The 14449-nt window shown below is 37.1% G+C and carries 15 protein-coding genes and 2 pseudogenes; 8 read left to right on the top strand and 9 right to left on the bottom strand.

Going from position 1 to position 14449, the window contains the following annotated elements:
- Positions 1 to 170: 170 nt before the first annotated feature.
- Positions 171 to 572 (bottom strand): annotated as a pseudogene (locus tag VIO64_RS02960) (integrase core domain-containing protein); the annotation flags it as partial.
- A gap of 443 nt (positions 573 to 1015) precedes the next feature.
- Here VIO64_RS02960 and VIO64_RS02955 point away from each other — a divergent pair.
- The 8 genes from VIO64_RS02955 to VIO64_RS02920 all read left to right on the top strand — a co-directional run bounded on the left by VIO64_RS02955 (position 1016) and on the right by VIO64_RS02920 (position 9255).
- Positions 1016 to 2392, top strand: a complete 1377-nt coding sequence (locus VIO64_RS02955) for a metal ABC transporter solute-binding protein, Zn/Mn family (RefSeq protein ID WP_331914987.1) — start codon at positions 1016 to 1018, stop codon at positions 2390 to 2392.
- A complete protein-coding gene (locus VIO64_RS02950; RefSeq protein WP_331914985.1) occupies positions 2385 to 3152 on the top strand; it encodes a metal ABC transporter ATP-binding protein in 768 nt (255 codons plus the stop codon). The genes VIO64_RS02955 and VIO64_RS02950 overlap by 8 nt, the downstream gene beginning before the upstream one ends.
- Positions 3124 to 3951, top strand: a complete 828-nt coding sequence (locus tag VIO64_RS02945) for a metal ABC transporter permease (RefSeq protein ID WP_331914983.1) — start codon at positions 3124 to 3126, stop codon at positions 3949 to 3951. The genes VIO64_RS02950 and VIO64_RS02945 overlap by 29 nt, the downstream gene beginning before the upstream one ends.
- A gap of 47 nt (positions 3952 to 3998) precedes the next feature.
- Positions 3999 to 4430, top strand: a complete 432-nt coding sequence (locus VIO64_RS02940) for a transcriptional repressor (RefSeq protein ID WP_331914981.1) — start codon at positions 3999 to 4001, stop codon at positions 4428 to 4430.
- A gap of 12 nt (positions 4431 to 4442) precedes the next feature.
- Positions 4443 to 5471, top strand: a complete 1029-nt coding sequence (locus VIO64_RS02935) for a GTP-binding protein (RefSeq protein WP_331914979.1) — start codon at positions 4443 to 4445, stop codon at positions 5469 to 5471.
- A 79-nt stretch (positions 5472 to 5550) separates the two neighbouring features.
- On the top strand, positions 5551 to 7164 hold the full coding sequence (locus VIO64_RS02930) for a permease (RefSeq protein ID WP_331914977.1): 1614 nt from the start codon (positions 5551 to 5553) through the stop codon (positions 7162 to 7164).
- A 12-nt stretch (positions 7165 to 7176) separates the two neighbouring features.
- Positions 7177 to 8016, top strand: coding sequence for a TIGR03943 family putative permease subunit (locus VIO64_RS02925; protein WP_331914975.1), 840 nt, complete (start codon positions 7177 to 7179; stop codon positions 8014 to 8016).
- A gap of 441 nt (positions 8017 to 8457) precedes the next feature.
- The gene (locus VIO64_RS02920; protein ID WP_331914973.1) at positions 8458 to 9255 is read left to right on the top strand and encodes an undecaprenyl-diphosphate phosphatase; all 798 of its coding nucleotides are present in this window, start codon (positions 8458 to 8460) and stop codon (positions 9253 to 9255) included.
- A 29-nt stretch (positions 9256 to 9284) separates the two neighbouring features.
- Here the strand turns inward: VIO64_RS02920 and feoB are convergent, their stop codons facing one another.
- The 8 genes and pseudogenes from feoB to VIO64_RS02880 form a co-directional block, all read right to left on the bottom strand.
- Positions 9285 to 11435: a ferrous iron transport protein B gene (gene feoB / locus VIO64_RS02915; protein WP_331914971.1), complete on the bottom strand. Its 2151-nt coding sequence runs from the start codon at positions 11433 to 11435 to the stop codon at positions 9285 to 9287.
- Between the two features lie 88 nt (positions 11436 to 11523).
- Complete coding sequence (locus VIO64_RS02910; RefSeq protein WP_331914969.1) at positions 11524 to 11763, bottom strand: FeoA family protein; 240 nt, start codon at positions 11761 to 11763, stop codon at positions 11524 to 11526.
- Between the two features lie 224 nt (positions 11764 to 11987).
- Entirely contained in the window at positions 11988 to 12125 is a 138-nt protein-coding gene (locus VIO64_RS02905; RefSeq protein WP_331914991.1) for a YibE/F family protein, read from the bottom strand.
- A gap of 52 nt (positions 12126 to 12177) precedes the next feature.
- Positions 12178 to 12450 (bottom strand): annotated as a pseudogene (locus tag VIO64_RS02900) (transposase); the annotation flags it as partial.
- Between the two features lie 23 nt (positions 12451 to 12473).
- Positions 12474 to 12725 (bottom strand): SDR family NAD(P)-dependent oxidoreductase, encoded by a 252-nt coding sequence (locus tag VIO64_RS02895; RefSeq protein ID WP_331914965.1) that lies wholly within the window; start codon positions 12723 to 12725, stop codon positions 12474 to 12476.
- Positions 12718 to 12921, bottom strand: coding sequence for a CooT family nickel-binding protein (locus VIO64_RS02890; RefSeq protein ID WP_331914963.1), 204 nt, complete (start codon positions 12919 to 12921; stop codon positions 12718 to 12720). Before VIO64_RS02890 ends, VIO64_RS02895 begins: the two co-directional genes overlap by 8 nt.
- Before the next feature lie 18 nt (positions 12922 to 12939).
- Positions 12940 to 13536 carry an ABC transporter ATP-binding protein gene (locus tag VIO64_RS02885; protein WP_331914961.1) on the bottom strand — a complete coding sequence of 199 codons (597 nt, stop codon included), beginning with the start codon at positions 13534 to 13536 and terminating at the stop codon, positions 12940 to 12942.
- Positions 13526 to 14440: an ABC transporter ATP-binding protein gene (locus VIO64_RS02880; RefSeq protein ID WP_331914959.1), complete on the bottom strand. Its 915-nt coding sequence runs from the start codon at positions 14438 to 14440 to the stop codon at positions 13526 to 13528. The genes VIO64_RS02885 and VIO64_RS02880 overlap by 11 nt, the downstream gene beginning before the upstream one ends.
- Positions 14441 to 14449: the final 9 nt, after the last annotated feature.

Below are 14449 nucleotides of genomic sequence, written 5' to 3'. Positions count from 1 at the left end.
TACTTCAGTTTACACTCTCCTGGGAAATATTAAATTTTAGAGTTATCCCCTGATCCTTGATCGGGGGTTTCATTTATATCTAAGTTGGTACCAAACTTGATATTCTTTTAAACCACCCCCACCGCCCTGAGGGCTCGTCTTCATTGCCAGACGTGCTAGACCCCACAAAATTAACTAGCAGTATCATTGAGTAGCTTTTCACGGGTTAATTGAAGACTGTCCCAAAAAGTCTGCATTGGAGTTTTTCCTTTACACCTCTTACCTTGGTGGGTGCGTTCCTCATTATATTGTAGCATAAAAAAGTCTAGATCTTCTTGTAATTGTTCTACTGATTTATATATTGTTTTCCTAAATGCTATCTTGTAAAACTCGTTTAATATGGTCTGATTGAATCTCTCACATATACCATTGGTTTGTGGGCTTTTTGCCTTAGTCATTGTGTGCTCTATATCATTCATTTGTAAGAATAATTCACACAAGTGTTTCTCTGGAGCTCCGCAATACTCTGTACCTCTATCGGTAAGTATTCTCATAACAGGTATCATGTGACTCTCAAAGAATGGTATTACTCTACTCTCATAGTTTTCCTCTCCTTTTTACGTTTGATTGTTGCCAGGAGAGGTATTTCCCATACCCTATTCATATACTGTCTAGTCAAGTTAATTCTCTAACATATCAATGCTTTTAAGTTTAGTTTGGAATAACGAATTCTTCTATAATTAAGAAATTTCTAAAAACTCAAAGACGTTGATTTAAGCCACTTTTAAACTTTACTTTTCAGTACAGAGCAGCTATGCTCTCATCAGGCCATATAAATGAAGTATTGATTTTAAAATATAATTGCTGTACAATAAATGCAAATGCGAATTATTTGCAAAAGCGTGATGTACACAACAGAACTCTTGGCAGGGATGTTAAGAGTATCTTTTTAAATATTTTTAAATGCAAATAATATGCATTTGCATAAAAAGTCAAGCATATAAATTTTAAGAGAAAAGTACGAGGAGGGTATTCCGTGAAAAACTTAAAGGTTCTGATTTCTATGCTGGTTACTGTCTCATTTCTTGCGTTTATTTCAGGGTGCAGTCTGCCTGCAGGCAAGTCTTCCGATACAGGAAAGCTGAAGGTTATTACAACGCTGTTTCCCCAGTATGATTTCGTAAGGGAGATTGCCAAAGACAAGGCTGATGTTACTCTGTTACTGCCTCCTGGTGTGGAGTCGCACTCTTACGAGCCGTCTCCGCAGAATATAGTCAATATAAAAAAATCAAATGCATTTATTTATACAGGCGAGAACATGGAGCCTTGGGTACATAAGGTGATTGAAAGCACAAAGGATAACAAGCTTGTTGTTGTTGATACAAGCAAAGGCATTGAGTTGCTGGACGAAGAAAAGCATCATGAAGAACATGAAGAGGGTGAAGGCGAGCATCCATTTGAATGGGCGGGTGCCTTTAACCTCAAAGCCGGTCAATACAAGTGGAGCTTTGCCAAGGTGGATGGCAAATATGCCGACCCTGAAATGAAAATGGTTATCTTAAATGCCGCTAAGAGTGGAAAAGAAGGCATTGAAACTATACACGAAAGGGCAGAGGAGCTGTTTAAGGGAGCTACTACGGCTAAGAAACCTGGAGAAATACTGGTACCTGCCGATACTTTGTACCAACTTGAATTTGATTCCTCTAAGGATATATCAGCATTCAGCATTAAAATTGAAAAGGATGGCAGCTATATATTCTTTACACAGCATGTACCCTCTGAATTTGAAGACAAAGAGCATTTCTTCAAGGACTTGGAAGGCAAAGACATAGAGCCTGAAGCTCAAAAACCCGAAGGAGAGCATCACTATCACGGAGGAAAAGATCCTCACATATGGCTTGATCCTGTGTATGCCCAGAAGATGGTGGACAATATTGTAGAAGGGCTTTCAAAGGCTGATACGAAGAACGAAAGTTTCTATAAGGAAAGTGGTGAAAGCTATAAAAAGAAGCTCCAGGAGCTTGATGGCAAATTCGCCGAAGCTTTTAAGAAGACCAAGTATAAGAAAATCATGTATGGAGGTCACTTTGCTTTCGGGTACTTTGCGAAGCGTTATGGCCTAGAGCATATTTCTCCCTACAGCGGCTTTGCTCCTGATGCAGAACCTACACCACAAAGAATTGCAGAGCTTATAAAAAATATAAAGGATTCAGGGGTAAAGGTTATATATTATGAAGAGCTGGTAAACCCCAAAGTAGCAAAAGTGATTTCAGACCAGACAGGAGCTAAAATGCTGCTGTTGCATGGTGTTCATAACGTAACTAATGAAGAGTTAAGCTCGGGGGTAACCTATATCAGTATTATGGAAGAGAATCTCGAAAAACTGAAGCAAGGGCTGGGATACAATGAATAATATACTTTCTGTACAAAACCTTACGATGAAGTATGGCAGGAACGAAGTGCTAAGCAGCATAAGCTTTGAGGTGGAGGCAGGAGACTATATAGGGATTGTTGGGCCTAACGGTTCCGGTAAGACAACTTTAATGAAGGGTCTGCTCGGACTACTTCTACCCTCAGAGGGCAAGATACAATTTGGAGATAATGCTAACGGGAGGAGCTTTATCGGCTACCTTCCCCAAAAAGCTGTTATGAATGATAGGCTGTTTCCCGCCAAAGTAAAAGAAATTGTATCAATAGGTCTGCTCGGAAACAAAAAAATGCCCAAAGTTATTACAAAAAAGGATATTGAAAAGATTGATATTATTCTCGAAAAACTTAAGATATCAGATTTAAAGGACAAAAAAATAGGAGACTTGTCCGGAGGTCAGCAGCAGAGGGTGCTGTTGGCCAGGGCAATGGTGAGCTCACCTCAAATGTTGATCCTTGACGAGCCTACCAGTGCACTTGACCCGAAAATCAGAGAAGAATTCTATGAGATGATCAGCAGTTTGAATAAAGATGATGGAGTAACGGTTTTGCTAGTGTCACATGATGTTGGTTCTATTGGGAAGTATACTAGAAAAATGCTTTATCTGGACAGGAGAATGGTATTCTACGGAAGCTATGCGGAGTTCTGCAAATCCAAAGAGATGACAGAATATTTTGGCTTTTTTGCACAGCACCATTTTTGTTGGAGGCATGCAGATGGAAAATGTGATTTCATTGATAATTGAAGCAGTACAATATGATTTTATGCTGAAAGCGTTGCTGGTTGGTTCGCTAATTGCTGTCTGCTGCTCATTTCTAGGGATATTCTTGGTGTTAAAAAAGTATTCCATGATTGGTGACGGCCTGGCACATGTAAGCTTTGCAACTATTGCCATAGCTTTACTGCTTGCAGCATCACCGCTCCTTGTGTCTATACCTATTGTAATACTTTCATCTTTACTTATTTTAAAGCTCAATGAAAAGGCGGACCTGCATGGGGATGCAGCTATAGGGCTTGTGTCCACATTTGCGTTGGCAGTCGGTGTTCTGGTTTCCAGTGTGGCCAGGGGATTTAATGTAGATTTGTTCAGCTACTTATTTGGGAGTATACTGGTAATAAGCAATATAGATGTTATACTGTCGGTTATTCTATCGGTAGTTGTCATCTTTATGATTTTCTTCTTTTACAACAATTTGTTTGCTATAACTTATGACGAAGAATTTGCAAAGGTTATAGGCTTAAACACAAGGACTATGAATTATTTAATTTCGGTGCTTACCTCAATAACAATAGTACTCGGCATCCGTGTTGTAGGAACCATGCTTATATCAAGCCTGATTATATTCCCTACAGTGACAGCACTACAAGTGGCCAAAGGATTTAAAAGCACCATCCTTGTTTCATCTGCTGTATCGGTATCCTGTGTTATTTTGGGAGTGTTCATATCCTTTATAATGAACTTCCCTACAGGAGCAACCATTGTTATGCTTAACGCACTTTGCTTTGCAGTATTCTTCTTAATTAAAAAGCTTAACCTTGCTTGAGTTGTTATTAGAATTTTATTAAGTATATAACCAAAGGGATGAGAAATATGATGGAACAATTAAACAACAAGGAATTTTTCAGCAATCATGGCATTAAGAACACAAGGCAAAAAAATATGATTTTTGATATATTGAAGGAAGAAAGTTTACCCCTAACTGCTGACCGGGTATTCTTTAAAGCAAAGGAAATTGATACGACTATAAGTTTATCAACAGTGTATAGAATACTTGATATTTTTGTAGACAAGGGTATGGTCTTGAAATCAAGTATTACAGAAGACAATAAGGCGGTGTTTGAGCTCAACCGTATGGAGCATAAGCATTACCTTGTGTGTATACGCTGTAAAAAAATAATGGATGTAGACAACTGCCCCTTTGAGGTTTATGAGAAATCTCTAGAGCAGGAAACCAGCTTTCAAGTCACATCACACAGGCTTGAAAGCTACGGTTACTGTCCTGTGTGCAAGACTAAGGAATAGGAGAGGATGTTAATGGCAGTAAAGGTTGATATTATTTCAGGATTTTTAGGTGCAGGAAAAACAACCCTGATTAAAAAGCTTATTGAAGAAAAATTGCACAGTGAAAAACTGGTTATTATTGAGAATGAGTTTGGAGAAATAGGGATTGACGGCTCTATATTAAAAAATTCAGGAATAGAGATTAAAGAAATCAACTCTGGCTGTATATGCTGTACCCTTGTTGGGGACTTTAGCAAGTCGGTTGAGGAGGTTATATCAAAATACAAGCCAGACCGGATCATTATAGAGCCATCCGGAGTCGGCAAGCTTTCTGATGTCATAAAAGCATGTAACATACCAAAACTGAATAATACACTGAGAATAAACATGATTATAACAGTTGTAGACGTATTAAAGTATCAGATTTATATTTCCAATTTCGGAGAATTTTTTGAGAACCAGATCAAACATGCAAAAACCATTATTATGAGCAGGACTCAGCATGCAGACAACAAAAAGATGGAGTCAATTGTAAGCTCAATTCGTAAACTTAATAGCAAGGCCAATATTGTTACTACACTATGGGAAGCTCTCAAGGCTGATCAAATCACAGCCATTGCCGAGCAGGATGCGAGTGTCATGCTTGAGAATCAGATGACCATTCCAAGGGTGGTATTAAAAAGACATCACCACAGCAGTAAATGTAAATGTGGGCACCAGCATAGCCATACCCATCATCACGAGAATTGTGGATGCAGCAGTGGAGAAAGCCATAATCATAGGGCAGATGAAGTTTTTGATGTATGGGGTACTGAAACACCAAAAGTGTTTGAGGAGGAACGTTTAAAAGTACTGGTAAATCAACTTGGTAGCGATAAAAACTTTGGAATGGTGTTAAGGGGCAAAGGCATACTGCAGGTTAGCCAGGATAAGTGGATACAATTTGATTATGTTCCGGGCGAGGTACAGATAAAGAGTACAAATCCTGACTATACAGGACGGATTTGCATTATAGGAAGAGATCTTCAAAAGGAGGAGCTTCGTAAACTGTTTCAAGGCTAGGGGACAAAACTCTTAAAAATCATTGGCAACCATATAAGATGAGGAATGTTCTCTTGCAAACGAAAAAGGGGTTGTTAAGGTGAAAACTCAAGTAGATTTATACACAGGATTTCTAAGTTCGGGAAAAACATCACTGATAAAGCAGGTATTGGACAGCCGAGTTTATTCCAAAGAAAGGATTGTCATAATCCTTTGCGAATCGGGGGAAGAAGATATTGATGAAGAAAGTTGTTCAAGGGAAAATGTTTATATAAAAAGGCTCACAAAAGACGAACCTCTAGAAGCAAGCATCATAAAAGAAGCTTACAAAAAGCATCTCCCCCATAGGATCATCATCGAACAAAATGGCATGTCAAGTCTTGAAGAGCTGCTGGGGGTACTAGATGAACGAGGTGTCCGTAAAAATTGTGAAATAAGCAACATAGTGAATGTAGTTGACTGCAGAACTTTTGACATGCTTATGAATATAACCGGAAATACACTTGTTGAACAGGCTGCAAACAGCGACACTGTTATATTAAATTATGCAGACAAGGCTATGGCCGACAGACTGGGTAATATTGAAAAAACAATAAAAGCACTGAACAAACAGGCGGAGATACTAAGGATTGAATTGCCTGAAGACTATGGAGAATACCTTAAGGATAACAGTGCAGAGGAAACCAAGGGAAGTTTTTTGAAGAAGCCTTCAGATGTACTTTTGGCAGTATCCTTTATACTTGTCGTAGGATACTTCCTGATGACTGTTTTTACAGTTTCGGATTTTGGAAGTGCCAAAATGGATCTATCATGGCTTCAGGTTATAAATACAATATTTATCAGCATACTTATGCAGGCATTTCCTTTTTTGATCCTTGGGGTGCTGGTATCTTCCATTATACAGGTGTTTGTATCCAGGGAAATGGTAATAAAGTATTTTCCAAAAAGCAAGGCGGCATCCTTTTTGGCTGCTATACTGGGGGGCCTGTTCTTTCCAGTATGTGACTGTGCAATTGTGCCTGTAGCGACACGGCTTGTTAAAAAAGGTGTTCCGCTTTATGCAGCTGTTACTTTCATGCTGGCGGCACCCATAGTAAATCCCATTGTGATTGCCTCAACCCTGTATGCTTTTCCGGGGCAGCCCCATATTGCATTTTATAGGATTTATCTAGGAGTAGCCATTGCGGTAGCTTCAGGACTAACATTCCTATTCTTTCCTGGAAACGAAAAAAAACTGCTGACTGGTGGGAACAGCTTATTGTGCAGCTGCACTTACTGTAGCAGCGTAGGAAATAAGGGAGGAGCAGCAGAAAAAATCTCTGCTATATTTAAGCATGCTGGGGAAGAGTTCTTTGATGTCGGAAGGTTCTTGGTAATTGGAGCATTACTCACCAGCATCTTTCAGGTTGCAATTCCTAAAGACCTGCTTCTTGAAGTAGGGAATTCAGGGGTAGTTTCACTTGTAATCATGATGGCAGCCGCTGTCATACTTTCGGTGTGTTCATCATCGGATGCCTTTATAGCCAGGAGCTTTGCCAACCAGTTTTCCATGGGTTCAGTAATGGGTTTCCTGGTATTGGGTCCAATGATTGATATTAAAAATGTGCTGATGCTTCTTGGAAACTTTAACAAAAGATTTGTTGCCAAGTTTTTGATTGTTGTATGTGGACTGGCATTTGCAATACTGATATTCTTTACGGCAATATTTTTTTAAGGGTGGTCTATTATGCGTTATTTAAACCGTTTGGGAATAGACTTTGAAGCTTTGTTGAAAATAGCATCTCTTCTTGGCTTTGCTTTTCTATTTTACAAAGTCATTGAATCCGGAAATGCAAAGTACTATGTTCATCCAAGAATAATACCCTATATGCAGTTTGGCATAGTGATGTTTATTACCATTGCATTGTTTATATCAGGCGAACTGTTTAAGACAAAAAGAAAAAATATTAAATTAGGACGATATCTTCTTTTTATCATTCCTTTGATGTTGGCTTTTGCTCTTCCGCCTAAAGCTCTCGACACAGATACCATGTCCATAAGCAATATTAATACAATGGGCAGATCTTATGAGTCGTCCGGTGATGGGGAGCTTGTTGAAGACACACAGACATACTCTGATAGAGAAGAAAACAATATTGCCACAGGCAGTGGGTCTAACCAAAATGCTGGAAAGTCTTCTGATAATATAAGCAAGGAGCTGCTTAAGCAAGGAGATACCATTGTCATGGCGGCTGAAAGCTTTATTCCCTGGATAGAGGAACTGTATGGAAGCCTAAGCAAATATGAAGGTAAAAAGATTCAGGTCGTTGGCTTTGTATTCAAGGATAAGGAATTTGGGCAAAACAGGTTTGTACCAGCAAGATTTACAATGAATTGCTGTGCGGCAGATATGCAGCCTGTAGGTCTTTTATGCAATTATCAGAGGGCAGAGCAACTTAAGAAGGACTCATGGGTAAAAGTGACAGGCAAAATACAAAAGGGGGAGTTTAAAGGAGAGATTATGCCTGTTATTGCAGCAGAAACTGTAGAACCTACAGATAAGCCCGAAGATGAATTGGTTTATTAAAAGTATATTTGATAACAAAGTACATTATTATAATGCAATGCAGACGCTTCAACTGCATTTGCTAATGTAAAAAATTATCGAAGAAATTTAAATTTTCGTCGATAATTTTTTAATGTGAATTTATCCAAGAAAGAAAATTAGCCTTAAATCAACTTCTTTCAGGTTTTAAGATTATATTTAAATTTGCTATATCGAAGGCAAAAGACTAAAGAATGCTAAAATTTCATTGATTAAGTTTGTGTAGCATTATATAATGCTAGAAGATTGAAAATTCAATATATTCTCGGATAATTATGTCTCAATGAATTATACTTTTTGAAAGCAACAAATGACATTAATCAATATCTGCTTTCCTCAATATTACAATATGTCTACCCCTATGGAACGAATTTGGATAATAGGGCTTTGAATAAAAATTTGAAAACGAGAAGGGAAAACTCTATGGATTTAATTATAAAAGCTATAATACTAGGTATAGTAGAAGGAATTACAGAATTTCTTCCTATCTCATCAACAGGGCATCTCATTTTATTTGGACATTTTCTTGGCTTTACCGGAAAGTTTGCAATAATGTTCGAAATAATGATTCAGCTTGGAGCTATCTTAGCTGTAGTATTCTATTATAGAAACCGGATTCTTGATTCTTTTAAGAATATAAAGCCTGGACAGTGGGGTTTTAAATTATGGCTTTGGATGCTTATAGCTTTTCTGCCTTCTGCTGTATTAGGTTTAGTGTTGAACGACTATATTGAAAAATACCTCTTTTCACCATTTACAGTATCAATAGCACTGATTTTAGGTGCAGTTATAATACTTTTAGTAGAACGAAAGCATAATAATGCAAAAAATGATAACATGCTAAAGGTAGGAGCCAAAAAGTCGTTGTTTATTGGTTTTGCACAATGTATGTCGTTGTTTCCAGGTATGTCTAGGTCTGCATCAACCATTATAGGAGGTGTTATGGTAGGATTATCAGTAAAAGCTGCTGCAGAGTTTTCGTTTTTTCTTGCAATCCCTACTATGTTTGCAGCAACTGGATATTCATTGATAAAAAGCTTAACCTCAATGACCTCAACTGAATGGTTTGCACTTTCAGTTGGATTTGTTGTATCCTTTATTGTAGCTTTTATTGTTGTTGGAAAATTCATTTCATTTCTTGGGAAGCATTCCTTAAAAGCCTTTGCCTATTACAGGCTGATTGTTGGTATTATAATGCTTTTGATATTAGGATTTAGATAGGCTACTATATTTAAAGCAGCCTATCTTATTTACACCAATCCCAGCAGCCGAACTGTATTTGCAACAATAAAACAAATTATAATTCCAGTTATAGTTGGAACAAGAAATGAAACCATAGTCCATTTTAAACTTTGGGATTCCTTTTTTATTGTCCAGCATGTTGTTCCGCATGGCCAATGCATCAGAGAAAACAGCATAACGCATACAGCTGTAAGCCAGGTCCAGCCATGAGATACAAGAAGTTCTCTCAATTTATCCAGGCTGTCAAACTCAAGTAAGCTTCCAGTAGACATATAACTCATTATTATTATAGGAACAACAATTTCATTTGCAGGAAACCCAAGAATGAAAGCCATTAAAATATATCCATCCAGACCTATCATTTTTGCAAAAGGATTGAGGAAACCTGCACAATGAGATAGGATGCTAAGGTCACCTACATAGATATTTGCCATAACCCAAATCACCAAGCCGGCAGGTATAGCTACAGATACAGCACGCCCTAGCACAAATAACGTTCTGTCAAACACTGATCTTACAATGACCTTTCCTATTTGAGGCTTCCGGTAAGGTGGGAGCTCCAGGGTAAAGGATGAAGGTATGCCTTTTAAAATTGTTTTAGAAAGAATTTTTGATATTAATAATGTCATTAATACCCCAAGGACAATGACTCCTGTTAATAATAATGTAGAAACTACCGATTGAAAGGGACTAACAACAACTCCTGTAAAGAACATGGTTATAATAGCAATCAGGGTCGGGAAACGGCCATTACAGGGAACAAAGTTATTAGTAATTATTGCAATGAGTCTTTCTCTTGGAGAATCTATAATTCTGCAGCCTATAATACCTGCAGCATTACATCCGAACCCCATACACATGGTTAGTGCCTGTTTACCGTGAGCACAAGCTTTTTTGAAAAAGTTATCAAGATTGAATGCCACTCTAGGTAAATATCCAAGGTCTTCCAGCAATGTAAACAACGGAAAGAATATAGCCATTGGAGGCAACATAACTGAAACAACCCATGCTAAGGTTCTATATATTCCCATAACTAATAAACCATGTACCCATTGAGGTGTGCCTGCCCATGTAAACAAGTCGGTTAAACGTTCTTCAACCCAAAAAAGGAAAGTAGCAATCAACTCTGAAGGATAATTGGCACCTGTTATGGTCAGCCAGAATATTATGCCCAGAAGTGCTATCATAATTGGAATTCCAAATATTCTGGATGTAAGTATGCTGTCAATCTTACGGTCTGTTCGACTATACTTATCATTATCAAAAGTGACAGTTTTGCTGCAAATTTTTTCTGCAGTACAAACAATATGTGATACAATCTTATCTCTTAGAAGATCATGATCTATACCTGCCGAACTTAATATTTCTTTTGCTCTATTTAATTTCTGCATAATACTGAAGTTTTTCATCAAATCAAAATTAAGATGTTTTTGAAGAGTTTTTAAAAGGTGAGCATCTTCTTCAAGCAGTTTTAAAGTAATCCACCGACTGTTGAACTTATCTTCCAGTACTTCTTTTACCGATGGTTCCAGAACATCAATTGCTTCTTCAATGGTATCATCATAACTTATCTTCAAAGGAGATGTAACTATTTTTTTGTTTGTAATATCGTATACTACGTCCATCAGTATATCCAAACCTTTTCCGTTTCTTGCACTGGTTCCAACGACAGGTACCCCAAGATGCTTTTCCAGCTCTTTAAGATTAATGTTAATTTTCTTTCTTTTTGCCTCATCTAAGAGGTTTACACACACCACAACTTTAGATGTAATCTCCAATGTTTGAAGAATCAAATTTAAATTTCTTTCCAGGCAAGTTGCATCGGATACTATCACAGTTGCATCAGGATTTCCGAAGCAGATGAAGTCACGTGCCACCTCTTCTTCAACCGAGTTTGCCATAAGTGAATATGTACCCGGAATGTCAACTATAATAAAATTTTTATCCTTATGTTTATACTCTCCTTGTGCATTTGTTACTGTTTTACCTGGCCAGTTGCCAGTATGCTGGTTAAGTCCTGTCAAGCTGTTAAATACGGTACTTTTTCCCACATTGGGATTTCCGGCAAGTGCTATAACTTTGTCATCAGGGTTAGCACATTCAATTTTGACTTTATCATCTAAGACTCCAGTCCCTGTTGACTGACTTGTTAGGCCCATTATTAAGATACCTCCTTTTTTACGAAATATATTAAAATGTGTAAATGTCATTTCTTGTGGTAATATAATGTAAAAATAAGATTGTGTTCTAAATTGCTTCAACGAGTATTTTTGAGGCCTCTTCAGAACGAAGAGCAATAACAGCACCCCGAATATGGTATGCCACAGGATCTCCAGAAGGACTTTTTTGCAAAGCTTCTACCACAGTATCAGAAATCAAACCCAAATCCAACATTCTTCTTCGAATCATTCCATCAGAAGTAAGTACTTTAACTTTTGCTTTTTTCCCTAATGGTAAAAAGTTAAGTGGTATAAAATTTTCATTCATAATTAAAACCTCCAACAACTGTTTATGTTTATACATTATTTATTCTCTATCAGTCTAGTGCAAAACTTTTTCCCTACACTAACATATGTAAATTACAAATAATGTGTTACGCATAAATTAAGTAACCTAAAAAATTATAATCAAATTATGAAGGTGATTATGATCAATTTAAAAACCCATATAAGTCTAATATATGGGTCTCGAACTATAATAATATTCAGATGTTATTTATCTGTTTTTAGAAAATTGAGATATAACAATCTTGATGTTATAAGCACAGTAACTGGTATAATAAGCACTATTCCTATTCCACCACATAGAATTTGAAAGACCTCTGAACAGAACAACTTTTTATTTAAAATGTCAGCTATTGAATAGTTACGGCAGCTAAAGTATATAGATAACGGAATGAAGTTTTAATTGCTTTCCATTATGGCATGTATATTCATCTCTTTCTATATCATATAGCATGTTTTCACGCTTACTTATATCTTTCTTAAAACTTTTCTTTTTCCATATATCATATGTTTGAGGCTTTATGTAATAATCTTGTTTGTTCTTTTCTAAATACAGGTAATTTTCCTCACTCTCGTAGCCAGAATCTGCGATGACATTTTTAAACTTCTCTCCAAGATTTAATTTGATATTATTTAAAAATGGTATTAAAGTAGTATCACTTCTATCCTTCCCTAAAATGCTGATTATGTATATCATATTTTCCCAAATTGGTTGATGCAATAGTCTACTATTGCATCAACCTGAACACGTTTAGTTACATCCGCTTGAAATAATTCTATTGAAAGACCCTTTGATTTTAGTTTTCTGTATAATAATTGAGCTTTTTCTAAGGATCGGTTATAGTTTAAAAGGACATTGTATCCATTAATGGCAAATAACACGACCATGCTTCTACCAATAACGCCGGCAGCTCCTGTAATTATGACTGTTTTATTCTTATTCATCTTCGGATATTCTTTCTAATATTATTTTTCTTTCCAAAAATGAGATTTCTTTTATTTTAGCAAGGATATATTTTCTCTGATAAAATATATTTTCAAGACAAAGACCGCCACCATAGGATGAAACCTCATTAACTGCTTCAAAAATCAACTTTTCTTCACCTTTTTCATCTATAAGATAAACATTAGATTCGCACATGTTTTATCATCCCTTAAGTTAATTTATTTCTATTACTTTGTTGCAAATACGATCAATAAGGTGCCTCTCATGGCTAATAACAAGAACTCCTATATTTCTTTTTTTAGCTGTATCAATAACCACATTCCATATATGGGCCTGAGTAATGGCATCTAACATTGTTGTCATTTCATCTGCAATCAGAAACTTTGTATCAGGACTTAATGCACGTGCAACACAAAATCTCTGCAGCTCACCGCCGGATAATTCGTTAGGCCATCTTTGAAGCCATTCTTTTTCAATGCCAAGGGAATGTATTAGCGAATCTTCAGGTGACCAGCCTTCATTTAAAGTTTTGTTCATTTTCCAATGTGGATTGACTGATTTTTCAGGGTGTTGGAAAACCAATTGAACTGGGTTGAAACAGTTTTGGGGTAAAGGTTTTCCATCTAACAGCACATGGCCTTCATAGGGCTTTTCATACCCCGCAAGTATTCTGGCAAGAGTGGTTTTTCCGCAGCCGCTGTTACCTGATAGACCAACTATTTCACCGGAGTTTAATTCCATAGTAAAGTTTTTTATTACCCAGGAACCCTTACCATAACGAAAATTAATGTTTTTTGCTTCAAGTAGCATTATGGCACCTTACCTTTCCTGAGTTTATTTCACGTATTTTTGGCATTTTTGATAAACAATCCTTACTTCTTATAGAACAGCGTTGGTGGAAGAAGCAGCCTTTACGTTCCTCATAGGAAGGTTGAAACCCAGAAATGGGAATAAAGCTGTTTTGGGGCAGTGCATTCCATAGTGCTTTTGTATAAGGGTGCCTTAAATGCTCTCCATTACCAGAAAAATTTGATGCAGGAGCAACTTCAACGGTTGTGCCGGAGTAGAAAACAGCGATATTGTTTGCCACATTAATTGCAGTACCTATATCATGGGTAATAAGCATCACAGCACATCCTTGGTCAGCAAGCTCTCTAAGATGCTGTAATGTTTCCTTTACCACCTCAGGATGAAGTCCGGGTGTTGGTTCATCAGCAATTATTAATTTTGCACCGCCGATTACAGCTGAGGCAACAATTACACGTCTTGCCATGCCGCCTGAAAGTTGAAATGGAAACTTGATTCCTGTTTTTTCATCTAAAGAGTATCTTTTAAATATACTTTTTAGTTCTTCTTTTTTATCACCTGTATTTACAGAAGCTTGAACCTGTTCCCCTACTTTCATAAGAGGATCAAGGAAGTTAACCGACTGGGGTATCAAAGATATTTCATTTCCCCGAAGCTTTTTTTGAAGTTTGGGTGTGAGGGGCATGCCTTTATAAATAATTTCCCCAGATATAACTGCGTTTTTAGGAAGCACTCCAAGTACGGCATGGGCAAGAAGGCTTTTTCCTGATCCGCTTGAACCGACTATTGCCAGTATTTCACCTGAATTTATTGTTACATCAAGGTTTGAGATTACTTTAAGTGTCCTTTTTTTCAAACCTTTTTGATATTGTATAAATGATATTGATAAATCCTTTACTTCTAGCATTTAATCGCC

Origin of the sequence: Pseudobacteroides sp. (assembly GCF_036567765.1) — a bacterium.
GTDB lineage: Bacteria > Bacillota > Clostridia > Acetivibrionales > DSM-2933 > Pseudobacteroides.
The sequence above is the reverse complement of the archived record's forward strand: the minus strand, read 5'-3'. Positions and strand labels throughout refer to the sequence as shown.